Source organism: Arenibacter palladensis, assembly GCF_900129275.1.
Classification (GTDB): domain Bacteria; phylum Bacteroidota; class Bacteroidia; order Flavobacteriales; family Flavobacteriaceae; genus Arenibacter; species Arenibacter palladensis.
Window position 1 is genome coordinate 134,495 of the sequence record NZ_FQUX01000010.1, and the last position, 23,608, is coordinate 158,102.

At 43.3% G+C, this 23,608-nt stretch carries 16 protein-coding genes; 9 read left to right on the forward strand and 7 right to left on the reverse strand.

Going from position 1 to position 23,608, the window contains the following annotated elements:
* Positions 1-1,213 precede the first annotated feature (1,213 nt).
* The 3 genes from BUA60_RS20315 (at position 1,214) to BUA60_RS20325 (ending at position 6,243) form a co-directional block, all read left to right on the forward strand.
* Complete coding sequence (locus BUA60_RS20315; protein WP_072865004.1) at positions 1,214-2,353, forward strand: saccharopine dehydrogenase family protein; 1,140 nt, start codon at positions 1,214-1,216, stop codon at positions 2,351-2,353.
* A 306-nt stretch (positions 2,354-2,659) separates the two neighbouring features.
* Entirely contained in the window at positions 2,660-5,377 is a 2,718-nt protein-coding gene (locus tag BUA60_RS20320) for a bifunctional YncE family protein/alkaline phosphatase family protein (protein ID WP_072865006.1), read from the forward strand.
* A gap of 617 nt (positions 5,378-5,994) precedes the next feature.
* Positions 5,995-6,243 (forward strand): hypothetical protein, encoded by a 249-nt coding sequence (locus BUA60_RS20325; RefSeq protein WP_143153248.1) that lies wholly within the window; start codon positions 5,995-5,997, stop codon positions 6,241-6,243.
* A 749-nt stretch (positions 6,244-6,992) separates the two neighbouring features.
* Here the strand turns inward: BUA60_RS20325 and BUA60_RS20330 are convergent.
* A complete protein-coding gene (locus tag BUA60_RS20330) occupies positions 6,993-9,050 on the reverse strand; it encodes a TonB-dependent receptor plug domain-containing protein (protein ID WP_072865010.1) in 2,058 nt (685 codons plus the stop codon).
* Between the two features lie 454 nt (positions 9,051-9,504).
* Between BUA60_RS20330 and BUA60_RS20335 the strand changes: the two genes are divergently transcribed.
* The 4 genes from BUA60_RS20335 to BUA60_RS20350 are packed head-to-tail and all read left to right on the forward strand — an operon-like array spanning position 9,505 to position 12,987.
* The gene (locus BUA60_RS20335) at positions 9,505-10,203 is read left to right on the forward strand and encodes an orotidine 5'-phosphate decarboxylase / HUMPS family protein (RefSeq protein ID WP_072865012.1); all 699 of its coding nucleotides are present in this window, start codon (positions 9,505-9,507) and stop codon (positions 10,201-10,203) included.
* Positions 10,204-10,235: 32 nt separating this feature from the next.
* Entirely contained in the window at positions 10,236-11,261 is a 1,026-nt protein-coding gene (locus BUA60_RS20340; RefSeq protein WP_072865014.1) for a zinc-binding dehydrogenase, read from the forward strand.
* 5 nt (positions 11,262-11,266) lie between these two features.
* Complete coding sequence (locus tag BUA60_RS20345) at positions 11,267-12,067, forward strand: SDR family NAD(P)-dependent oxidoreductase (RefSeq protein ID WP_072865016.1); 801 nt, start codon at positions 11,267-11,269, stop codon at positions 12,065-12,067.
* 26 nt (positions 12,068-12,093) lie between these two features.
* On the forward strand, positions 12,094-12,987 hold the full coding sequence (locus tag BUA60_RS20350; protein ID WP_072865018.1) for a sugar phosphate isomerase/epimerase family protein: 894 nt from the start codon (positions 12,094-12,096) through the stop codon (positions 12,985-12,987).
* 797 nt (positions 12,988-13,784) lie between these two features.
* On the opposite strand, the gene BUA60_RS20355 is transcribed toward BUA60_RS20350, so the two are convergent.
* The 4 genes from BUA60_RS20355 to BUA60_RS20370 form a co-directional block, all read right to left on the reverse strand.
* Positions 13,785-14,489 carry a hypothetical protein gene (locus BUA60_RS20355; protein ID WP_072865020.1) on the reverse strand — a complete coding sequence of 235 codons (705 nt, stop codon included), beginning with the start codon at positions 14,487-14,489 and terminating at the stop codon, positions 13,785-13,787.
* Between the two features lie 80 nt (positions 14,490-14,569).
* Positions 14,570-16,258, reverse strand: coding sequence for a gamma-glutamyltransferase (ggt, locus tag BUA60_RS20360; RefSeq protein ID WP_072865022.1), 1,689 nt, complete (start codon positions 16,256-16,258; stop codon positions 14,570-14,572).
* Positions 16,259-16,559: 301 nt separating this feature from the next.
* Complete coding sequence (locus BUA60_RS20365; RefSeq protein WP_072865024.1) at positions 16,560-17,372, reverse strand: DUF5602 domain-containing protein; 813 nt, start codon at positions 17,370-17,372, stop codon at positions 16,560-16,562.
* A 240-nt stretch (positions 17,373-17,612) separates the two neighbouring features.
* Positions 17,613-18,200: an acyl carrier protein phosphodiesterase gene (locus BUA60_RS20370; RefSeq protein WP_072865026.1), complete on the reverse strand. Its 588-nt coding sequence runs from the start codon at positions 18,198-18,200 to the stop codon at positions 17,613-17,615.
* Positions 18,201-18,296: 96 nt separating this feature from the next.
* Here BUA60_RS20370 and glmM point away from each other — a divergent pair, with 96 nt between their 5' ends.
* The gene (gene glmM / locus BUA60_RS20375; RefSeq protein ID WP_072865028.1) at positions 18,297-19,685 is read left to right on the forward strand and encodes a phosphoglucosamine mutase; all 1,389 of its coding nucleotides are present in this window, start codon (positions 18,297-18,299) and stop codon (positions 19,683-19,685) included.
* Positions 19,686-19,747: 62 nt separating this feature from the next.
* Complete coding sequence (locus tag BUA60_RS20380; RefSeq protein WP_072865030.1) at positions 19,748-20,536, forward strand: endonuclease/exonuclease/phosphatase family protein; 789 nt, start codon at positions 19,748-19,750, stop codon at positions 20,534-20,536.
* Here the strand turns inward: BUA60_RS20380 and BUA60_RS20385 are convergent.
* Positions 20,526-21,521 (reverse strand): sterol desaturase family protein, encoded by a 996-nt coding sequence (locus BUA60_RS20385; RefSeq protein WP_072865032.1) that lies wholly within the window; start codon positions 21,519-21,521, stop codon positions 20,526-20,528. The two genes, BUA60_RS20380 and BUA60_RS20385, sit on opposite strands and share 11 nt — an antisense overlap.
* A 164-nt stretch (positions 21,522-21,685) precedes the next feature.
* Positions 21,686-23,608, reverse strand: coding sequence for an OmpA family protein (locus BUA60_RS20390; protein ID WP_072865035.1), 1,923 nt, complete (start codon positions 23,606-23,608; stop codon positions 21,686-21,688).

Genomic DNA, 23,608 nt, shown 5'->3' on the forward strand with positions numbered 1-23,608 from the left:
AATATTCAAAAACTGGTGGCTGAGCGTAGTCGAAGCCACTGGATGAAGTACATGGAGATTGAGCCTACCTAAAGGCAGGAAGGCGTAGTCGAAATCGAAGTAGCTGGTGGGCAGTAATCAGTTTTCTTCAGCCAAAAGCCAAAAGCCAATAGGCAATAGTTTAATGTTTAATGTTTAAAAGTTGAAAGTTGAAAGTTGAAAGTTGTCAATTCGAGTCCTCCCTTCGTCACAAGGAAGGAGCTTTTGTTTTTAGTCATTGCGAGTCTACCTGTCGATAGACAGGCCTGCCCGGCCGTCAGGTGGGCGCAGCACGGCAATCTATTTATTGCAGGTTTGAGATTGCTTCGTCGCTATCGCTCCTCGCAATGACGGATTTCATTCAGAACGCATTACATTCCCCTCTTGGGAGAGCCTGTCCCGATTTCTAGCGGGAGGCTAGCCTGTCTGCCACCGGCAGGGGGTGTGTTTTAACCATTACCCTATCTAATGTTCTCATTCTTAGGCCAGATCTTTCAGAACCCTCCGTCTTCGCTTATGGCGAAGCCACCTCTCTTCGTCACAAGGGAGGAGCCCTTACTGTCGTCATTGCGAGTGAAGCGCGGCAATCTGCTCCTTACAGTGTACAACTAACAATTAGTAATAAACAAAGTTGATGTTCAAGGTCCAAATTCCAGGAACTTGTGGTTTTGGCTACGCCTGTATGCCGATACAGGCAGGCTCAGTCACCGCATGAAGTAAACAATATGTAGTAGTCGGTTAATTAGGATTGAAAAAATAGTAAACAGTATAAATCGGCGGAGCCAAAAACCCTTAACCGCAGAGGACCGATAAGTAAATGCAACGATTTGCATTTACTGCAAGGGGCCAGCTGGCGCGATGGAAAAGCTCCGAGAGCAGGAGTCCCGTGAGGGACGACGCGGAGTTTCGCACACGGTTTTTCGACCTCGGTGTCGAAAAAATACCTCGGTTAAGGCGCCTTCGCCCTCGCTACTGCTGGCTCCTCTAATTCAAGGTACACTGTACCTTGTCTTTTCGGCCCTGTTTCGTTTTCTTTGGGCGAGCAAAGAAAATGAAAATGACCCATTACAACGAGTTTGCCTATTGACAGGCAGGCTTGGGAAGGGCCTTAAATGGCATGATACTATATCGCAGTATCAGTAGAAATCTGGATAAAAAATGCTATCTTTCTTATAACATATTAAGCTACATATTTATGTCTTACAACATGGTTATTGCCGGTGCTGGGGGAATAGCACAGGCCGTTGGATTAATAATGGCGGATTGGGGCAATGTTCCGCTAAAAATATTTATTGGAAATCGTACACTGGAAAAGGCGGAAAAAGTAGCCCATTGGATAGGGAAGGGCACTACCAACCCGGGAGTGGCCCAGGCATTTTGCCTTTCAGAAACGGGCCTGACCAAAGAAATGGAGGAAATTTTTATCCAGGGCGATGTGCTGCTGGATTGTCTTCCCGGTAGTTTGGCGCCCAAAATGGCTAGGTATGCAAAAGACTATAAACTCCACTATGTAAATCTCACCGAATATGTGGCAGAGACCAATGAAATAATGGCATTGGCAAAAAATGCCGAAACTGGTTTTGTGCTCCAATCCGGTCTGGCACCAGGGTATATCAATCTTTTGGCACACCATCTCTTTCAGGAATTTTGCAGTAAACATAAGGTAGACAAGGTAGATAAGCTGCAGTTTAAGGTTGGGGCCTTAACGGACCATGCAGTGGCACCACATTACTACGGATTTACTTGGAGTCCAGTGGGGGTGGCCACGGAATACCTAAAAGATGCGGAGGCAGTCCGCGATTATAAAAAAGTACCCCTTAAATCCCTGTCTGAAAGGGCAACCATCATAATAGATGGTAGGACCTATGAGGAGGACCTTACTTCAGGTGGGGCCGCCGATCTACCGGACGCCCTTGCGGGCAAGGTGCGCCAATTGGATTATAAGACCCTTAGATATCCTGGACACTACGCCTGGGTGCAACAACAAATCGCAGGTTTGAAAAATACCGATGCTCCCATAAAGATCCTTCAGGAGAAAATGGAAAGTGCGATTCCGCATATAGAGAACGATCAAATTGTGCTGTATGCCGCAGTAGAGGGTAAGGATAGGCACGGGGTACTTAGAAGGAGCGAGGTTTCCAAGCTAATATACCCTCAGAATGTGGGGATACACAGGCTTAGGGCTATACAGACCACCACAGCGGCACCCATGGTGCAGGCCGCTTTTATGTTAATGGAGTCCGAACACAAAGGTGTTGTTCTACAAAGTCAGATAGATCCAAAGCCTTTTTTGAACGGAAATTTTATAGCGCCTATTTATGGTTACATCAATTAAGCGGTAATTGAATTTGGATACTTATTTGGCTTCTTATGAATTTTAGTCACCAAGCGGGGTATGAACGCTCGGACGCTTTCTAGTCTAAACGGAACGGGCTGGCCTATTCTGGCGTTCAGGCGGGCTTAGAAAAGTAATTAATAGTTTCCTTCCGATGCCTTATGACTTGCCTTTTAGTAATTGACTTCAATTAAATTATTTTAACATTGTGTAAAATTATGGTTAAGACCATTTTCCTTTGAACGAAAATGCGTAATATTATTTTTTAATAATAAATGTATCCATTCAATTCATAAATCCATCACAATGAATCGGCTAATTCCCTTCCTATTAATTTCAGTTTTTATTTCTTGCAATTCACATCAAAACAGCATTTCTATTTTACAGGTACCTGGTAAAGATCAGTACAGTGTAATTGATGAAAATGGAATATCCATTTTGGCCAGTGGGAGGTATGTAACTCCAGTTGGGGATAAATTGCGGATTACCCATGATCCTTTTGGGATGGCCGTTTCTCCGGATGGGAGCAAGGCGGTTACGCTGCACAATGGGGTTTTTACCGTTATAGATGTTGCCTCCCTGGAGTCGGTCAGAATTCCAAGTTATGATGGTAGCATACCGTCACCTTTGGCCAAAGGTTCTTTTTTGGGGGTTGAATTTGCCCAGGATTCCAAAACGGTATATTTAAGTGGGGGAGATACGGGAGCGGTGATACAATACGATGTGGAGAACCTTGCAAAAGTAGATTCCATTTCCTTAAACGGAATTGTTGATGGGAAGGATTATCAGGATAGTTTTACTTCAGATTTACGGATCAATGAAGCCGAAAACGAATTGTTGGTGTTGGATCGAGGCAATTTTAGACTGGTACGGATCGATTTGGAAACCAAAAAAATAAAGGGGAGTGTCAATGTAGGGAGACAGCCTTTTGGCTTGGCCATTAGTCCGGATAAAAAGCAGGCCTTTGTGGCCAATGTCGGAGTGTATTCCTATCCTTTGATAGAAGGAGCCACTCCTGCCAATTACGATTCCTTAATGATTTCCCATCACCCTTATGGGGACAACACCAAGGAATCCATAGAGGGTACCGTAGTGGAAGGACGAAAGGTTCCAGGCTTGGGGAGTCCGTTGCATCCGGATGCCATGAGTGTGTTTACCATAGACCTCGACAACAATAAAGTGATCAAAAAATTTAAAACTGGACATCAAATAGGACAGACCGTGGAAGATGCTGAAGTGGTTGGGGGAGCCAGTCCAAATTCCATTGCCGTAGGAAAACAATTCGCCTATATTACCAATGCCACCAACGATAATATCACCATCATTGATCATTTAAGTCAGGAAATTGTGGGCCATATACCCATTAAGGTAGATCCGCGAATAGACAAATACCGTGGCCTATTGCCATTCGGAATTACCATGGATAAGGAAGAAAAAACACTGTACGTAGCCTTGTTGGGGTTCAATGCGGTGGCCGTAATAGATATTCCTTCCCAAACTACCAAAGGACTTATTCCCAGTGGTTGGGGGCCTACAAGGGTGGAATTGTCTAAAGATGAAACGAACATTTATATCATTACCTGTAGAGGCCTTGGGGCCGGACCCAATGGTGGAAAGGACTTTGTAGAACCCCCACAGGGCGATTATATTGGCGACATTCAATTGGGGAGCTTTCAAAGGGTAGCTATGCCAACCGATGAAAAACTTGCCGAGTATACCAAGATGTCCATCGAAAATACCTTCAGGGAAAGCACTGTAAACGATGACGGTACCAATCCCTTACCTCCATTGCCAAAATTGCGTCAGAGCCCTATTAAACACGTGGTGTATATTACCAAGGAGAACAGGACCTACGATGAGGTCTTTGGGCAGCTTAAAAATGGGAGGGGAGATAGTACTTTGGCCCGCTATGGGGTTAATAATACCTATACCTTGCCCGATTCGCTTCAGGCACAATTTCCCCAACTGCGTATTTCTCCCAACCACCATAAGGCTGCAAAACAATTTGCCTATTCGGATAACTACTATTGCGATAGCGATGCTTCGGTTCATGGCCATCATTGGCTGGTAGGTGTTATTCCTAACGAGTGGGTAGAGGCCAACGCCAGTGTAAGCAAGACCGCCAAAATATTCGCGGACGCTCCGGGGCGTCGTCATCCTGGAACGATCGGGAGTGTAGACCCCGAGGATTATGCAGAGATTGGCGGACTATGGGAAGCCTTGGATAGGGAAAAAGTTTCTTTCTACAATTTTGGACAGGCCAACGAAACGGCACATGTGCGCGAAGAATGGTATGATACCAATACGGGCGCTGCCCATGGGGTGATGGTGCCTATGCAAAAGGCTTTGTTTACAAGGACCAGCCATGACTTTGCCGGGTATAATATGAATATTCCCGATCAATATAGAATGGATCAGTTTGAAAGGGAGTTTACAGAGAAATGGATCGAAGGGGATGAAGAAATGCCACAATTGGTGACCATGATGTTGCCCAACGATCACGGGGCAAGAATACGTCCAGAGGACGGTTATCCTTTCCCACAATCCTTTATGGTAGATAATGACCTGGCGGTAGGTAGGGTATTGCATTTTTTATCCAGGACCAAATATTGGAAGAATATGTTGGTAATCATCACCGAGGACGATCCCCAGGGCGGTGTAGATCATGTGGACGCCCATAGGTCCATTCTTATGATGGCAGGCCCTTATGTAAAAAAGGGATATGTTTCCCACACCCATGCCAATTTTGGAGCCCTGCTAAAGACCATGTACAACATATTGAATGTACCCTATGTGAATCAATTTGATGTTACGGCTTCCTTGTTACAGGATTTCTTTACTGAGGAACCCGACTATACACCTTACACTTTGGAACGCCATGATGAACGCATCTATAATGCGGAACTTTCCATGAAGAAGTACAACAAAACCATAGATTGGCGCAAAATAGAACAAGGCCCCCCTATGGATGACGAGGACGATGCCAGGGTAAACCATTATGAGAACAAGGCGGAGGAGGAGTGAAAACAATTGACAATGAATAATTGACAATGAACAATTAGCAATAAACAATAGTTAGTGAACAGATTTTAGTAATCAGTGGTCAGTGAACGGTTTTAGTTTAAGGTTGAATATTCTACACATAAAATGCTCATTCCCCTAGTCAGGGGAAGGTGGCTTCGACAGAGGAGAAGACGGAAGGGGTGTGCAGGTTGGCAATCTGTTTATGCCCTTGAGATTACTTCGTCGCTATCGGTCCTTGCAATGACGAATTCCTCCTAAAGTCCTCCCAAGGAGGGGGGATATTTTCTACCTAAAAATCTTATTAGTACACAACCAGTTCCCTCCCCTTAGGGGAGGGTTAGGGAGGGGTCCTGGACAAAGGCCAGGGGTTTGTTTCTGTATTCACTCCCTATGTTTTGTAGTTCCCCATGGCTCAGGTTTTCAATCCCTTCCGTCTTCTCCTCCTACCGTCGGAGAATCCACCTTTTCCTCCCGCGGAAAACGCGGGACAGGCTTAACCAAGGGAAGAAGCTTTTTTTGTTCATATTGATAGCACAAAAAGTCGGTATTTTTAGTCAGAAGTAATTTTCAGTTCAAATTTCAAAAAAAGAGGAGTTCCTTCCCCTAGTCAGGGGAAGGTGGCTTCGACGCAGGAGAAGACGGAAGGGGTGTGCATGTTGGCTAATCACAGGCCATGGGACGGAACTTTTACTTTTCCCATAAATCAGGAATATATCTGGAAATTAGTATTCAAAATGTTACCTAGCAAATTCCCCTCTTGGGAGGGGCTAGCCTGCCTACCGCAGGCAGGGGGTGGGTTTTCCGCAGGAGCTAGCCTGCCTACCGGCAAGGCAGGCCTGCCTACCCCGGGCAGCTGGTATGTTTAGTTCCAAAGGCTTGGGCTTTCAATCCCTTCCGTCTTCTCCTCCTACCGTCGGAGAATCCACCTTCCCTTATCCAAGGGAAGGAGCTTTTTTTGTTCATATTGATAGCACAAAAAGTCGGTATTTTTAGTCAGAAGTAATTTTCAGTTCAAATTTCAAAAAAAGAGGAGTTCCTTCCCCTAGTCAGGGGAAGGTGGCTTCGACGCAGGAGAAGACGGAAGGGGTGTGCATGTTGGCTAATCACAGGCCAAGGGAAGGAACTTTTACTTTTCCCATAAATCAGGAATATATCTGGAAATTAGTATTCAAAATGTTACCTAGCATATTCCCCTCTTGGGAGGGGCTAGCCTGCCTACCGCAGGCAGGGGGTGGGTTTTCTGCGGGGGCTAGGGATCTTAAGGGTTATAACTTACGCCTATTCCGTCATTGGTAGAACTAACATTTTTACAAAATGCACAAATTGGGATGGCGTTGAAATAATTAGGTTATCGGGGTAGAACTCCTTTTGAACAAAATAGCTAACGGCTCCCCTCTTGGAACGAAGAGGGGAATGAATTACACCGCCCAAAGGCGGGGAAAGAAAGGGGAGTTTGAAGCCCTAACTTTCACTTATTCTCCGACTTCTGTCTATATTTCCCCAAGGATTGGGATTTCAGAACCCTCCGTCTTCGCTTATGGCGAAGCCACCTCACTTCGTCTGAAGGGAGGAGCTTTTCTTATTCCGTTCTTGATTTAAAACTTAAAAAGCGGCATTACAACCTAGCAGAAAGAGATAGCACCCCAGATCTTCCATAGCCATTCACTCCAGAACCATGGTATCTATAATCCTCATTGAAGACATTCTGAAGTCCAACGGCGATGGTGATGTAATTAAAGGAATAACTGCCATGAATATTAAGAACGTTCCAACCGGGTGTACCACCATCAGGGATTCTATTGTCATCTATATCGCCAGGCGCCAAACGATCCTGTTTACCGGCCAAGAGCCAATCTGCATTGAGGTTCCAATTTTTTATGGCGTAAGAGGTGGCCAATCGGCCGAATAAGGGCGGGATTCGACGTGCCGGTTCATCACTGGTTTTATTTTGGCCATAGGTATAGGTCATATTCCCTGATACATTCCAATTCGGATTCAGGCTTAGGTCCAATCCCATTTCGGCTCCTTGAATAAAGCCTCGTTCCACATTTTTCTTTTGATAAACGGGATAACCTTCAATGCTGTCACCAGCTATTCTGTTGCGCACAATTAAATCGTACAATTCATTGCGATATAAAAATACTTCGGCCTTCACTACGCGATTGCGAAATTTGTAACCCACTTGATATTGCAGGGAATGTTCCGGTTTTAAATCGAAATTGGGTGTTTCGTACCTAAAATCTACTATGCCCAAGGATCCTAGATCATTAATATTGGGAGCCCTAAAACCTGTATTGATGGAAGCAAAGACATTGGAAGTTCCATTCAGTTTTCGCATCACGGCCAAATTTCCGACCAATGCCGAGGGAGTAAGTTTGGTGGCGCCCAAAACAGAATCGGACACCTTGTTAATGAAGGTGTTGTACCGTAAACCTGCCGTAATTTCCCATTGCTCCATACTCAGGGTGTGCATGCTGAAAGCGGCAATACTAGTCATGGTGGCCCCATCGGGATATAATCCGCGCTGGGCCGTTTCGGAATTGGTGGTCAGATCCCTGTCGGCGCGACTACTTTTTACCTTGTCGTTATAGATTTCAAATCCACTATTGGCCGACCATATTTTTCCATGACTGGAAAAGGTTTCGGCCGAAAAACCATAGGTCCTCACCTTGTCATTTTCGGTACGTAGGGTTGTTGAACCATTTTTTTGCAATATCCGCCCTTCTTCATGGTGCTGGTAGGAAGCGGTGACCACCGCAGTCTTAAAGATATTGTTCCCCAGATCTTGGTGGAGCCTCACATAGGCCAGTTCCCTTTTTTGGGGATCCATCTTATTTATGGCATAATCCTCCAAGGCTACCTTGTGGTATACGGGAACATCTTTTTGATGCACATTTTGGTACACTGTAGTAAGGTTGGACCGGTCCGATAGCAGTATTTTTCCCTTGAGGTCGAAATCCAATTCCCGGTAGCCAGTTGGGATTTGTTGTCCTGTGGTATCACCTCCCACAAGGTCTCCAAAATTACGCCATGTGGCATTGGCCCTGAAAGCCATTCGTTTATCGCCATATTTTAAGGCCGCATTGGCTGTCTGTTCCATATCCTGTGTTACAAATCGAGTATAAAGATCCGTACCCCAAATTGGCTTATCGGCGGTTTCCACCTCTTTGCTCAAGGCCTGGGTGGTTCCCCCAACAGCGTCGGAACCATATTGTACAGACCCACCTCCCCGTAAAACCTCCATTTTGCCCAGGCTGAACACATCAATAGTATTAAAGTACTGGTTGGGCCCCGATCTTACCGTGGCATTATTAAGGCGGATACCGTCATATAGCAATAGGGTCTGGTTCCCTGTTAATCCCCGTATAAAGGGAGAACCCCCGCCATGGTTGGTTTTTTGTACAAAAACCCCGGGAGCCAATAACAATGCCTCAGGAGCCGTACGCAATTGATATTTTTCGATGGAATGATTGTGGACGACCTCAATGGGTTCCGGGGTCTTCTGTTGTAAGGATCCATATCTGTTTGCTGTAACCACTACCTCTTCCAAGGTGTTTAGGTGCAAGGAGTCTATTGGGGATCGGGAATTTTCCTGGGCAAATAGGAATCCCGTGAAACTATAGAAAATGAAGGTAAAAAGTAATTTGGAAGGTCTATTTTTTATTAAGGTCATTTTATGGCTAATCGGTAAATCATGGTTATTGGAATGCGAATCTTAAAATTTGTTGGGTGGATGGGGATAATTCCATTCAAATTTCACCAGAATATTATAAGGGTCCAAAATTGGTTTATTTGGTTCTGTTGAATATTAAATTGGTATTAATTAATATTTATCTTTTGCAATAATAATAGTTCTTCCATGAATATAAAAGACAATAATAGGAATGGTAATCATAGGTTGTGTTTATTAATGATAATGGCAACAGAAGCCTTGAAAAATGATAAAAGGGTAATATTGGATTTATAATTGATAAATTTTATGTATTGCGATTCTTTATCTTTGGATTGACGCTATAGCCCAAAAAATCAATGTTTTTTGCGAACCTTTTTCTGATGTAATTGATCAATTTTAGCTTGCGTTAAATCAAAGAATACAACCTTATAATTTAAAATTTTATTTACCATTTATGAAACCAATTGTACAAATTTCACTTGACCTAACCAATATTGACGAAGCTTTAGAAACGGCCGCCATGGCATTGCGTGCAGGGGTAGATTGGCTTGAAGCAGGTACCCCCCTTATTTTGGCGGAAGGCTTGCACGGGGTTCGGAAATTAAGGGAAGCGTTTCCCACGATACCTATAGTTGCAGACCTTAAGACAATGGACGGGGGATATTTGGAGGCCGAGATGATGGCGAAGGCAGGAGCGACCCATGTCGTGGTAATGGCCAGGGCACATGCAGAAACGATAAAAGTGGTGGTACAGGCCGGAAAAGATTACGGGGTAAAGGTTATGGGCGATAATTTAGGATGCCCGGATATGGTGGCAGGGGCCCAATGGTTGGAGGACCTTGGCTGCGATTATATAATACACCATATAGGTTATGACGAACGTCGTGGAATTGCTGCCCAGGGCTTAAAAATGCCAAGTCCGATGGATCAACTTCGAGAGGTGGTCAATGCTGTAAAGGTACCCGTACAGGCCGTGGGCGGCCTTACCTTGGAACAGGCCATACGCTGCCCGGAATATGGAGCGCCAATGGTAGTATTGGGTGCACCCTTGACCATTGATGCAGATTCCTTTAAGACTGCCGATGGCGACCTGGAAAGTTCGTTGCGACTTATCTGTGAAAAGATCCATGCCTACGGGGAAGTAACACGCTAATTAATAAATACAAAATAAAAATAATCAAATAAATGAGTTCAATAGGAGTGGTAAATTTCTCTTCCGAGCCAGGAAGTGTGGAAATTAGGGAAATAGAAAAGCCGATCATTGGCGAAGATGATGTGTTGTTGGAAGTGGCCAACGTTGGGGTGTGCGGAAGTGATCTTCATCAATGGACTTCAGACCACAGTTGGCCCGTGAATTATCCCGTGGTCCTTGGGCACGAGTTTGGTGGCCATATTGCGGCATTGGGGAAAAGGGTAATCGGCTGGAAGGAAGGCGATAGGGTAGTTAGCGAGACCGCTGCAATAATAGATCTGAACAGCCCACTTACAAGACAGGGCCTATACAACCTTGATCCTACTAGAAAAGGATTTGGGTATGGGGTAAATGGTGCCATGACCCGCTTTGTTAAGGTGCCTGCCAGATGTCTGCACGCGGTACCGGAAAACTTGCCTTTTGAACAGGCCTGTTTAACCGAACCCTGTTCCGTAGCCTATAATGCGGTGGTAATGAATTCAAAGATTAAGCCAGGGGATAGGGTCATTGTACTTGGACCTGGTACCATTGGTATCCTTTGTGCCGCCGTGGCCCGTTTATGTGGCGCAGAGGTGGCCATAGTTGGATTGGAGGCCGATAGGGAAAGATTGAACATTGCCAAGCAATACGGCTGTGAAGGAATAGTGGGCGATGCCAGTGCATGGGCCAATAAGCGGGACGGATTGGGGGTAGATTGTGTGATTGATGCCGCAGGGGCCAGTGCCACCTTGAAGATAGCCTTGCAATTGGTACGTCCCAACGGACATATTACCAAGGTTGGCTGGGGCCCTCAACCCTTAAACTTTTCCTTGGATCCTTTGGTACAAAAAAATGTTACCCTACAGGGTAGCTTTAGCCATAACTGGCCCATTTGGGAAAAAGTGCTATCGCTTTTGGCTTCCGGTACTTTGGACGTAAAGCCTATAATTGGTGGGGTCTGGGAATTGAAGGATTGGCACGAGGCTTTCGATCAAATGCATTCCGGTAAGGTGGTGAAAAGTGTATTAAAACCAAGTTAGGATCTATGCGGTTAAAAGATAAAGTAGTATTAATAACAGGTGGCTATACGGGTATTGGTAAGGCCATAGCCAAACGTTGCGTACAGGAAGGGGCGAAGGTAGTCGTCAACGGACTGGAAGAGGAAATAGGCTTGGCACTGGTGAAGGAATTGGGTGCTGATACAGCAGCTCACATTACCACAGATATTACGGAGGAAGTTGCACCGCAGTTATTGGTAGAAAAAGCCATATCCAAATTTGGAAAATTGAACGCTGTTGTGAACAATGCCGCCTATATTGCTTCCTCCAATATAACAAGCACCGAAGTACCCTTTATTAAGCGCATGTTGGCCGTGAATTCCATTGCTCCACTGATGATCATTCAGGCGGCCTTACCACATTTATCCGCGGTTCGCGGTTGTGTACTCAATATTGGCTCCATCAACGCCTGGGGCGGGGAACCCGATCTCTTGGCCTATAGCATGTCCAAGGGGGCCTTGATGACCATGACGAGGAATCTGGGCGACAGTTTGTTTAGGGAGAATGGGGTACGCGTAAACCAGATCAATCCAGGTTGGGTACTCACGGAAAAAGAAATATTGAATAAGAAGGAGCAGGGAATGAAAGCGGATTGGTACAAGGATATACCGGACATTTTTGCCCCAGCGCAACGAATTTTTACCCCGGAGGAAATTGCAGCGGCCTGCCTCTATTGGCTCTCCGATGAATGCGGTCCTGTAAGTTCCCAAGTAATGGACTTGGAACAGTTTCCTATGATAGGGCGTAACCTCCCCAAAAACTGGGAAGGTTCCCACAAAAAGAAATAATTTAATAACAATAAAAGAATAAAGATTTGCCACAATTAGCAGTATTTCCCAAAGCATTTATGCATGAACTTTGTAAGGATGGAACCATGAAGGTTTCCGAATGGATCGACCTGGCCGTTGAGCTAGAGGTAGACGGATTGGAATGGTATGCCGGATTTTTGGAGATGGCCGATAAATCCAACTGGTCCATTTTTAGGGAGCAGGTGGAGCGTCATGGGAAAACAATACCCATGCTGTGTTGTTCCCCTGATTTTACGCATCCTGATGCCGCTTTTCGGGAAAAGGAAATTAAAAAACAAATAGGCTGGATAGAAATGACCCATGCCTTGGGCGGGACCTATTGTAGGGTATTGTCCGGACAGCGTCGTCCAGAACTGACTATAGAGGAAGGTGTTGGATTTGCTGCGGATTGCATTAAAGAGTGCCTTCCCCATGCGGAAAAGTTGGGGGTAACCCTAATATTGGAAAACCACTATAAGGATGATTTCTGGGAGTATCCCGAATTTGCCCAGCAAATGGACATTTTTTGTATGTTGGTCGATCGTATCCACCATCCTAATTTTGGGGTGAATTACGATCCCAGCAATACCTTTTTGGCAGGGGAGGATCCCTTGGAACTCCTATATCGGGTTTCCGATCGTGTGGTGACCATGCATGCCAGCGACCGTTACCTAAAAGAAGGTACTATTGAAGATCTTCGCAAGGAAGAGGGTGGTGCCATGGGCTATGCCAAAAGATTGAGCCATGGAGAGATAGGGAAGGGTCTAAACGATTATGATGCCATTTTTAAGGAACTGAAAAGAGTTGGTTTTGATGGCTGGATCAGTATCGAGGATGGTGTGGACGGAATGGATCAATTGGAACGCAGTGTGGCTTTTTTAAGAAAGAAGGTAAAGGAATATTGGCCGGAGTTTAAATAGGGGGTACCCACAGCCATATAAGTTAAAAGTCACCAATAAGATTTGAAAAGGTCTGTTGGTGACTTTTTGGTTTCGGGGAAATGGTTAAAACCCACCCCCTGCCTGCGGCAGGCAGGCTAGCCTCCCGCTATATAGCGGGACAGGCTCTCCCAAGAGGGGAATATGGACGGTACTAATTAATGAATTTTTGGTAAGAATTGTTCCCCTCTCCTTTGGAGGGGGTTAGGGGGAGGACTTTAGGAAGGATAGGGTTTAAAGCGACGAAGCAATCTCAACATGGAAATAAGCAGATTGCCGTGCTTCGAACCCCTTCCGTCTTCTCCTCTGTCGAAGCCACCTTCCCCTGCCTAGGGGAAGGAACTTTTTTTCGTAGTTTCAAAACCTAGAATATTGAACATTAACATTGTTTATTTTACACTGCAATAAACAGATTGCTGCGCTATGCCTGCCTAACGGCAGGTAAACTCGCAATGACGAGTTTAATTCTATCGTCAGTTCGAGTGAAATGCCGATAGGCATTTAGTATCGAGAACTGCTTTGGTGTTGTTCGTCTACTTCTCGATACAATTTTATTGCGCTGCGCTTCATAAAATCACCCGCCTTACGGCCGGGCAGGCTCGAAGTGACGACTTTCAACTTTTAAACATTAAACTTTAAATCGTTTGAGCTACTGAAGACTGTTCACTTGAATCCCTTCTCGATACAATCCTCCTTCGTCGGATTACTCGAAGTGACGGACATTAAACCTTGAACATTAAACTTTAAATTGTTTGAACCACTGATTACTGAAAACTGCATCACTGATACCCCCTTACATTCCCCATATCCAAGGTTATAGGGCCAATACTGTGTTGGCTGGGCAGAAATGCACCGCTTTCCATAACCTGCCAATCGTCCCAACTAGCTTCAAGACCGCCGATTGGGATTATGCTCACCCACATCTTAAAGCTGATCGGGAAGCCATTGGGCTGTAATTTCCATAGATAGGAATCGCCCGGTGTGTCGCCACCGCTGGTGTAGGATACCAATAATTCTTGGGAGCCATCTTTTAATGATACTATACTTCTTTCGGTACCGGAATCAAAAATCTTGTATGGGGCAACCAACCAAAAAGAGTCATTGTTGAAAAAAGAGATGGCCTTCTTAATAAGCTTATCTTTTTCTTTCCCTTCAAGGGATGCCTTATCCTTGGCAACCGAGCTCTTTGAGGGCATCTTTAGATTAAGATGCACCTGATAATCGCTCCAAGCAACAAGTACGGTATCTACTTCCTTATCCCAACGATAATGGTGTTTACCATTGGCAAAAGACCATTCCAGGAAACGGGTGTCCTTATAGGCTTTATAATTGAGGGAGGTCAGCATTTTCATGGCCAAGGCATCGGCATTTGGACTTTTGATACCCGTAGGCATGGGTTCGTTGTAAATAGCATAGAGGATAGCGCCCAAGGTGAATAATAGCAGCAATACTCCAAGTAATATTTTGCCTATTTTTTTGATCAATTATAATCGGTTTTTAGGGGTTCGCAATGCATCCAGTGAGCCTAATATACAAATTGGACGGATACAACCTACGGATTTGCCTAAAATCCTACGGCGGTATCGTCCCCACGCTTATCGGCACCCCCTTCAAGTTTACCGTTTGGCAATATCTTAATGGCATCTACCTTACCTATAACAGGGGTGTTTTCTTCATTAATGATATATCCTTTGTTTTTTAGGGCGGTGAGTAAGCTTTGCTCAAACCCTTCAGGTTCAAAAATGATGGCATCTGGTAGCCATTGATGGTGGAAGCGGGGAGCGTTTACAGCATCCTGCATACTCATATTATATTCATAGCAATTTAGAATGGTCTGAGCCACTGCTGTTATTATCGTGGACCCTCCCGGAGTCCCTACTACCATCCATAACGCCCCATTTTTTTCCACAATGGTGGGCGTCATGCTACTTAACATCCGCTTTTCTGCGGTAATGCTATTGGCCTCGGCCCCCACTAGTCCGAACATATTGGGAACCCCTGGTTTGGCACTAAAATCGTCCATTTCATTATTTAGAAAGAACCCAAGTTCGTCCGAGAAGAGTTTGGAACCGTAACCTCCATTAATGGTGGTTGTGGCCACAATGGCATTCCCAAACGAATCTACAATAGAGTAGTGGGTGGTTTGATCACTTTCTACAACTTGCACCTCCCCATGGGATACTTCAGAGGATTTGGTAGCCTTGTCAAAGGAAAAATTTTGCATTCTTTCCTGTAGGTATTGGTCCGATAAAAGTTCCTTTAAAGGGATTTCCACAAAATCCGGGTCTCCCAGAAAGTAGTTTCTATCGGCATAGGCCCTACGTGCTGCCTCTGTAAACAATTGGATGGATTTAACCGAATTGTGCCCATAGTCGGATAGGTCATAAGGTTCCATCATCTTAAAAATTTGATTTATGGTAAAGCCTCCACTACTTGGAGGGCTCATGGATATGATTTTTAGATCCTTATAATTGAACGTAATTGGAGATCTCCATTTGGCTTCATATTTTTCAAGATCTTCAATAGTAAGATAACCACCTTTGGCTTGAATAAAATTGGCTAATTTTTCTGCAACTTCCCATTTGTAAAATCCATCTTTACCCTGATCGGAAATTTTTTGTAGGGTATTTGCCAAAGCGGGGTATTTTATGGTATCGCCCGTCTTGTACACTGTGGCAAAAAAAGTCGTATCACTATTCACTTCCATAAAAATGTCGCGATAGTTTTCCAACCTTATGGCCTGTTTTTCGGTTACGACAACGCCTTTTTTGGCCAGCGCTATTACTGGCGCCATGATTTCTTTTAAGGGCAATGATCCAAATTTTTCGTGGACCGCAATTACACCGGCTACAGTGCCTGGAACCCCTACGGCTGTTGCTCCCAAGGTACTTTTGCCAGGGATAACATTTCCTAAGGAATCCAAGTACATATCTGCATGTGCTGCCAAAGGTGCTTTTTCTCGGTAATCCAAACCTCCTGTTTCCCCGTTGGCTTTCCTATATACCATAAAACCTCCACCGCCAATATTTCCGGCATAGGGATAGGACACGGCAAGAGCCAGTTCCGTTGCAATCATGGCATCAAAGGCGTTACCTCCCTTTTGGAGGATGTCCGATCCAATTTTGGAGGCCTCCGCTCTGGCAGAGACAACCATTGCTTTTTCAGTAACTAAACCTGTAGGTATGGGTTCGGGTATGTTCCTGCAATTGATAAATAAGAGTATTCCAAGCAAGAAACCAGTTATGCGGATCATAGAGTGTAATTTTTTCAAAAAGATAGTCATATTCCCATTAAATATGAATTTTAAGATATAATAGAAAAGATATTTATCGATAATGATTAATCCCCTGGAAAATTTGGATAATCTTATAATTAATTTGCTGGGGGATTGAATAAATGGGAATGGGTAAAAGGCTGCAAGATAAAGGTGCGACTTGTTAATAGAATACGGCCAGTCAACTTTACTTGGCCGCTTTCAAGGGAAAATAAGTACAGGTAATTAAAAAAAGTTGCAAAAAAAAAGGGTTGTACTATGACAACCCTTTTTATCGTTTCTATTCGGCTTCTCGATACACGAATTCACTTAACGAGATAATTTGCCTTTGATTCTTTGAATTTTGATAAACATTATAGACCGTTGGATAATAGGCAGTTTTAGCAAATTTTGTTGGTTGCGAATAGGCTTCGCTGAAAGGAACCCCACTATTTATATATGCTATAGTATTCATGGGTTCCACAAATGTTACCTCCCCATCGTAAGTTCCATAGAGCAGTATATTGGTAAATGGGGGAGCAAAACTCAATGGTATCCAATGGGTACCCATCATAGGCACTGCTGTACCGCCGTCTGGCGGAGTAATATAGTCTGCAGGTAGGTAGCCTGGCGGTGGATAATTGTCGAACTGAGGCTTTGCTTCGGGGTAGGTCGGAATTGCCTCCCGTGCGGCTACTGATGTCAAATAAAAGTGCACATCAAAATGAGGCACTGTAAACACACCATCGGGCTCATGTCCGTGAGGATTCCAATCAAAAAAAACATGATCAAAAGGGGTGTTTTCTTTTGCTTTTCTGTGAAGTGGTAGGACCAACTGTACAGGATCATCACCTTCGGGCAGTTGGTTTAGTAAATTTTTGGACATTTCCACACCCAATTCTTCTGGAGTGCCGTCTTTTGCAATCCTTATCCATGACCGTACATGACCTTTTCCCAAGGATATTTGGGGGCCATAGAAAGTGTTCGATTTTAAGTGGGCCTTGCCATTCACAGGTTCCAGATTATCATCGATTGTTGACTCAGGGCTACAGCCCAGAAACATTAGGAGAAAGATCAATCCCATTCCAATGTAATTCAAATGTTTAAATCCCATAGTTGTTGATTTTAGTTAAAGTTTTAAATAAAAACGCACGCCATTGTTTGCACAATGTTAAGAGGACTAAATGTGAGGGGAAATGAATTTAAAGGGAACTTAAGTATTTGGGGGGGAGTATTCCTAAATTTGGAAAAGGTGATTAAAGGTACTTATTTATTGTAATTTAATATCATATTTAAATGAAAAAATCATGGTTTCCGTTGATAATGAATGCGTTTGCCCCACAATTCCAGATACTTATCTCAAGGAGAGATATTTTTGTTTGGAAAATATGATGAGTTCTTCAAAAAAATAAGTGAATTCCTTTTCAAAATCGGTATAATGTTCCTCAAGGTCCAAAATGGCAAAATTCATTTTGGATTTATTTTGGGTCCGCCTATTCATACCATTCAAAACTCTGGAAATCCCTTCCATTTTGGCATAATTCAAAATCCAATTATCCGCAATCATATAGGGCATCATGCGCTTTACGCCTATAGGCAGGATATCATAATGGTTTTCCAAAAGATCATAAAAATTGTCCACAAAGTGTGGCAATGGGGTATTGGCATAATCCGACCAATTCTTGGCCAAAAAATGATCATAGAAAATATCTACAATAACACCGCTATAATGACTGTAGTTTTCATGCAAGCGTTTGGTGCTCTGCCTTACAATTGGGTGCTTGTCCGTAAAAGTATCTATAGCACGGTGCAGCACTATTCCTTTTTGAATTTTTTCTGGAAGGTGCTTGTATTTATTGCCCCGTATACTGTCCGCTATAAAATTTCCGATAGTGATCTGGTCGTCTTCAAAAGATAGATATAGGTGTGCTAAAAAATTCATTGACCTAGGTGGAAGTTTATTAAGTTCGAATTTACAACTTAGCGGCATAGGATTTAAACCTAACCTTTTATATTTGTAAAAATTTATAAATAAATTATGACTTTAATAAAATCTATTTCGGGAATACGGGGTACCATTGGCGGTAAGCCAGGAGACAATCTCACACCTATTGATGCGGTTAAATTTGCTGCTGCTTACGGTGTTTGGTTAAAGGAATACTCTAAAAAGGAAAAATTAACGGTAGTCATTGGGCGAGACGCCCGACTTTCCGGAGAAATGATCCAGAATTTAGTAGTGTCCACCCTTGTAGGCTTGGGAATAGATGTAGTGGACCTGGACCTGTCTACAACACCCACCGTAGAAATAGCGGTTCCCTTGGAAAAGGCAGATGGAGGTATTATACTTACCGCCAGTCATAATCCAAAACAATGGAACGCCCTAAAACTTTTGAATGAGAAAGGGGAGTTTTTGGATGCAGCCCAAGGTGCCAAAATATTGGAAATCGCCGAAAAGGAAGCTTTTAATTTTTCGGAGGTAGATGATTTGGGAACCGTCAATAGGAACGATTCCTATATCGATATCCATATTGATGAGGTGTTGGACCTTTCTTTAGTGGATGCAGAAGTTATTAGGGCGGCCAAGTTTAAAGTAGTGGTAGATGGGGTAAATTCTACCGGAGGTATTGCCATCCCAAAACTTTTAAAGGAATTGGGGGTAGAGGTAGTGGAACTGTACTGCGATCCTACAGGGCATTTTCCCCATAACCCAGAACCTCTAAAAGAACATTTGGGCGATATATGTGCATTGGTAGTAAAGGAAAAGGCCGATTTTGGAATTGTTGTAGATCCGGATGTTGACCGTTTGGCTTTTATCACCAACGAAGGAGAAATGTTCGGGGAGGAATATACTTTAGTGGCCTGCGCGGATTACGTGTTGGGTAAGACCAAGGGAAATACCGTTTCCAACCTTTCGTCTTCCAGGGCTTTGCGGGATATTTCGGAAAAACACGGCGGCACTTATGAGGCCGCTGCCGTAGGTGAAGTAAATGTTGTGACCAAAATGAAGGCCAATAAGGCCATTATAGGAGGAGAGGGCAATGGAGGTATAATTTATCCTGAAAGCCATTATGGTAGGGATTCCCTAGTAGGAACGGCCTTATTTTTAATGCTGATGGCCGAAAGGGGAGGTACCGTAAGCGAACTAAGAGCCAGCTACCCCAGTTATTTTATGAGCAAAAAGAAAATTGAACTTACACCAGGTTTGGATGTAGACGGTATTCTCGTAGCTATGGCCGAAAAATATAAGGACGAAGAAATTTCTACCATTGACGGGGTAAAGATCGATTTTCCGGAGAATTGGGTACACCTGCGTAAGTCCAATACAGAGCCCATTATCCGAATTTACACGGAAGCTAAAAGTCAGGCCGAAGCGGATGGTTTGGCAGATAGAATAATAGGCGAGATAAAAGCAGTGGCCGGAATCTAAATTAATAGTTTAAACAGGGGTCGAAAAATACCTATTTTCGGCCCTAATTTTTAATAGGACCAATGAGAAACCACATCTTTAAATTACTCCTTTTCGTTTTTATAGGAGGCACATCTTATTGTAGCCTTGCACAGGCAGATACCCTGAGGGTGATGAGTTTTAATATTCTACATGGGGCCACTACGAAGAACGATTTTAACTTGGATACCATTGCTGGTGTGATAAATCATTACCAACCGGATTTGGTGGCCTTACAGGAGGTCGATTTTAAAACGAATAGAGCCAAAAACTACGATTTGCCCACAGAATTGGGAATCCGGACAAAAATGGCCTCACTGTTTGCCAGAGCCATGTATTATGATGGAGGGGAATATGGAGAGGCGGTGCTATCCAAATTTACGTTTATTGGCAGTGAGAATTTAGCGCTGCCACATTTACCGAATTCGGAACCTAGGGCAGCTTTGGTAACCCGAGTCAAAACCAAAAAAGGGAACACTATTCAGTTTGTGGGGACACATTTGGATCACTTAAAGGATGAAACCGATAAGGTGATGCAGGCCAAGGCCATCGTTGCGCATTTGGGGGATACGGAATTCCCGACTTTGTTGGTAGGCGATCTTAACGCAGTCCCAAATAGCAACCCTATAATTATTATTTCCGAAAAATTCTCAAAACCGAAACATCCCAATGCGTGGAAGGGTACTTTTCCGGCAACCGGTCCCAATATCTGCATTGACCATATTATGTACAATCAGCCCGAAAAATGGCAGGTGTTGGAATATGAGGTATTATGTGAGAATTATGCCAGCGATCACTGTATCGTGATAACAACCCTAGTATTTACTCCTTAGCCAGATGTTCCTTTAAGTAGGCTCCGCGGACCAACTTGGAGGTCTGGTGTTCACCGGTATGACTCCAACCGGGAGGCATTATAATATAAAGAAGTTTATTCTTTAATCCTGGTGCTTTGGCCACATCTTTGAAAAGGGCAACAAATTCCCCGAAATAAACATCCAAGAAGTTGCCGCTATTCATTTTTCGGGTAATGCCGTATTCAATTTCAATATCATGTTGCTCCTCCTGATAGGTCCCAAAAACCCTATCCCAAATATTCAATAAGTTACAGAAATTGGTATCCATATACAGTGGGTTTCTGGCGTGATGTACCCTATGATGGGAGGGTGTTAATATAACTTTGTTCAAAAACCCCATTCTGCCATCCTTCATCATATTTTCACCTATATGGATAAAGGCCCCATAGGTGCCATCTATAAACATGATCAAAAAAAGTAGAACAGGTTCAACGCCCAACAGGATACATACCGTGGTTCTAATAGCATCGGCATATGGGGCCTCCAGAAAAAAATGGGCATGGGTAACGGAAAGGTTCATTTGTTCGGGTGCGTGGTGGGTAGAATGCAGGCACCAAAAAAGTCGCACTTTATGTCCCCAATAGTGGTAGAGGAAATGACCAAATTCCCAAACAATATACCCGTATATAAACCAATACCAGGTCATTTTGGTTTGGAATAGGGCATAGGGCTGTAACCACCCTATGATTAGGGTTACCATGGCTATGGCTATAAATCGGCCAATAAATCTATTAAACACATATATAAGGAAGTTGACCTTATATACCTTGGTGTTAGGTTTCTTGTAGACTAGACCAAGGATAAATTCCAGTAACAGTAGTAGGGGAATTATGGGGTAAATTAAGGATACTACACCATCGTAAGTAGAGAAAACGCTATAATCCCCGGCCTGCAACAACTCCAATGCCTGACTTATCCCTAAAAATCCAACGACCTCATCATACAAGGTACCTAAAATGTCCATAGTAAAGCTAATTTTATATCAATGGTATTAATATAAAAATAAAAGGGCAATTTTACCACTATTTTAGACCAACGCCACTGCTGAGCATTCTTTAGGTATTCCAAGTACGATTAATACTTTTCAATTTTCGTTTAAGGGTAATGATGAACACATTTTAAGGTCTGTTATTTACCTATAATTATGAATTCGCAACGCCTGTTGGCCAAGTGGTCTTCATTACTGCAAGGTACACCGTTGGCGCAATTATTTATCAAACGCGACTCGCCATAGCCTATGGCGCTCTCAATTCTTGAGGGGTCAATACCCATGTAAACAAGATATTCTTGGGTAGACTTGGCCCTATTGTTGGAGAGTTCCAAATTAAACGCGTCCGATGCCCTTGAATCGGTATGTGCTTCAATCTTAATTTTTACGTTGGGGAAATCGTTCATAAAGCTTACTATCTTGTCCAGCTCCGCGGCGGCTTTATACGTAATATTAAATCGGTTCAAATTAAAGAATATAGGATTTACCCTCACCTTTTCTACTCCACCTTCATTAACTACATACTTGGAAAAGGGAATCAGCTCAGTTTGATTAACTTCCTTATAAAGGGTTGGGTTATCGGCATTATTGACCGCCAAAATTTCCTGTTTGTATTCTAGTTTAAAGAAGGCAAATATATGATTGACATTAGGATCTAAGGCTACTTCAAAGTTACCTTGCTCATCTGTATTGGCCTGTACAACCAACTGTTTGTTCTCGTCATAGACTTTTATAGTACCTTCTGCAATGGGATTCTTGGTTATTTCGTCTATAATAATGCCTTTATAAACCATCATTTCGGCCGATTTATTAAAGGAATAAATATCGTCATCCCCTTTTCCATTGGCCCTGTTGGAAGAAAAGTAACCGGTGTTATCCGAGTCATTTATGATAAGGGCAAAATCATCCATATTGCTATTGATGGGCGTGCCCAAGTTTTTAGGTGTTCCATAAACATTAGACGATTCTATTTCAACTTTAAAAATATCCAATCCGCCCAGACCAAAATGACTGTCCGAAGCAAAATATAAGTATTGCCCCGCAACAAAGGGAAACATCTCCCTTCCTGAGGTATTAATGGTAGGTCCAAGGTTGGTAGCAGTGCCCAACTTTCCGTCCTCATCAATATCTACGTAATATATGTCAGTTTCTCCAAAGCCTCCGTACATGTTTGCGACAAAGAATAATCGCTTCCCATCTTCTGTTAAGAATGGATGCCCGAAAGAGTATTTGGGATTGTTGAATTTCACGGAAACTGCATTCACAATGGAATCTCCTTCAACCTCTCCCCGTAAGATCTGCATATTGGAGAACCCTTTTGGATTTACCTGTAACTCGTTGCCTTTTAAATAATTTTGTGTGAAATAAACGGTTTTGTAATCCGAAGAGTAGGTAAGTGTTCCTTCGTGATATGAGGATTGAATATTCTTGTGGAATTTTTGTACATCCATTAGTTTACCTGTAGTGGTATCCCTCTTGGCTGTTAAAATGGATAAATAGGGCTGATTGTTCCATGAATATTCCGCATCCTCCGAGAATTCCGGTGCCCGACTGGATGAAAACACAATGGCATCTTTATAGTACATAGGGGCAAAGTCCGAAAGCGGGGAGTTTATTTCTGAATTGGCAATGTTGTATTGGGGAGCCTCTACCATAAGGCTATCCAAGTATTTTTCCTGCTCCAAAATGGTGGCAAGTTTTTGCTTATCATAGTTGTAATATTCCTTGATTATACTGTTGGCAACACTATATTCTTGGCAGGCCTTAAGGCTTTGTATGTATTTGATGATCGTTTTCTCATCTACTCTTTTTTCCTTAAGGACATATAATTTTTCGTACCAAATTTTGGCATTGGCATAATCATTAATATTAAAATAACTTTCCGCCAAGCGTTCCACATAAAGAGGTTTGGATTTTTTCTTTTTTGATTCCAGTTGTTTGTAAAGATTTATTGCCTCCGTGAAATTTAAATTTTGAAAATACTCGTTCGCATCCGCTCTGGAGTTTTGTGCCAGATGGACATTATAAATAAATAGTGTTAAAATGGAAAGTATAATTTTCAT

What these genes read in the sequence shown, in the direction of transcription:
- BUA60_RS20315 (WP_072865004.1), top strand. Translation starts at nt 1,214, where the DNA reads ATGTCTTACAACATGGTTATTGCCGGTGCTGGGGGAATAGCACAGGCC.
- BUA60_RS20320 (WP_072865006.1), top strand. Translation starts at nt 2,660, where the DNA reads ATGAATCGGCTAATTCCCTTCCTATTAATTTCAGTTTTTATTTCTTGC.
- BUA60_RS20330 (WP_072865010.1), bottom strand. Translation starts at nt 9,050, where the DNA reads ATGACCTTAATAAAAAATAGACCTTCCAAATTACTTTTTACCTTCATT.
- BUA60_RS20335 (WP_072865012.1), top strand. Translation starts at nt 9,505, where the DNA reads ATGAAACCAATTGTACAAATTTCACTTGACCTAACCAATATTGACGAA.
- BUA60_RS20340 (WP_072865014.1), top strand. Translation starts at nt 10,236, where the DNA reads ATGAGTTCAATAGGAGTGGTAAATTTCTCTTCCGAGCCAGGAAGTGTG.
- BUA60_RS20345 (WP_072865016.1), top strand. Translation starts at nt 11,267, where the DNA reads ATGCGGTTAAAAGATAAAGTAGTATTAATAACAGGTGGCTATACGGGT.
- ggt (WP_072865022.1), bottom strand. Translation starts at nt 16,258, where the DNA reads ATGATCCGCATAACTGGTTTCTTGCTTGGAATACTCTTATTTATCAAT.
- BUA60_RS20365 (WP_072865024.1), bottom strand. Translation starts at nt 17,372, where the DNA reads ATGGGATTTAAACATTTGAATTACATTGGAATGGGATTGATCTTTCTC.
- BUA60_RS20370 (WP_072865026.1), bottom strand. Translation starts at nt 18,200, where the DNA reads ATGAATTTTTTAGCACACCTATATCTATCTTTTGAAGACGACCAGATC.
- glmM (WP_072865028.1), top strand. Translation starts at nt 18,297, where the DNA reads ATGACTTTAATAAAATCTATTTCGGGAATACGGGGTACCATTGGCGGT.
- BUA60_RS20380 (WP_072865030.1), top strand. Translation starts at nt 19,748, where the DNA reads ATGAGAAACCACATCTTTAAATTACTCCTTTTCGTTTTTATAGGAGGC.
- BUA60_RS20385 (WP_072865032.1), bottom strand. Translation starts at nt 21,521, where the DNA reads ATGGACATTTTAGGTACCTTGTATGATGAGGTCGTTGGATTTTTAGGG.
- BUA60_RS20390 (WP_072865035.1), bottom strand. Translation starts at nt 23,608, where the DNA reads ATGAAAATTATACTTTCCATTTTAACACTATTTATTTATAATGTCCAT.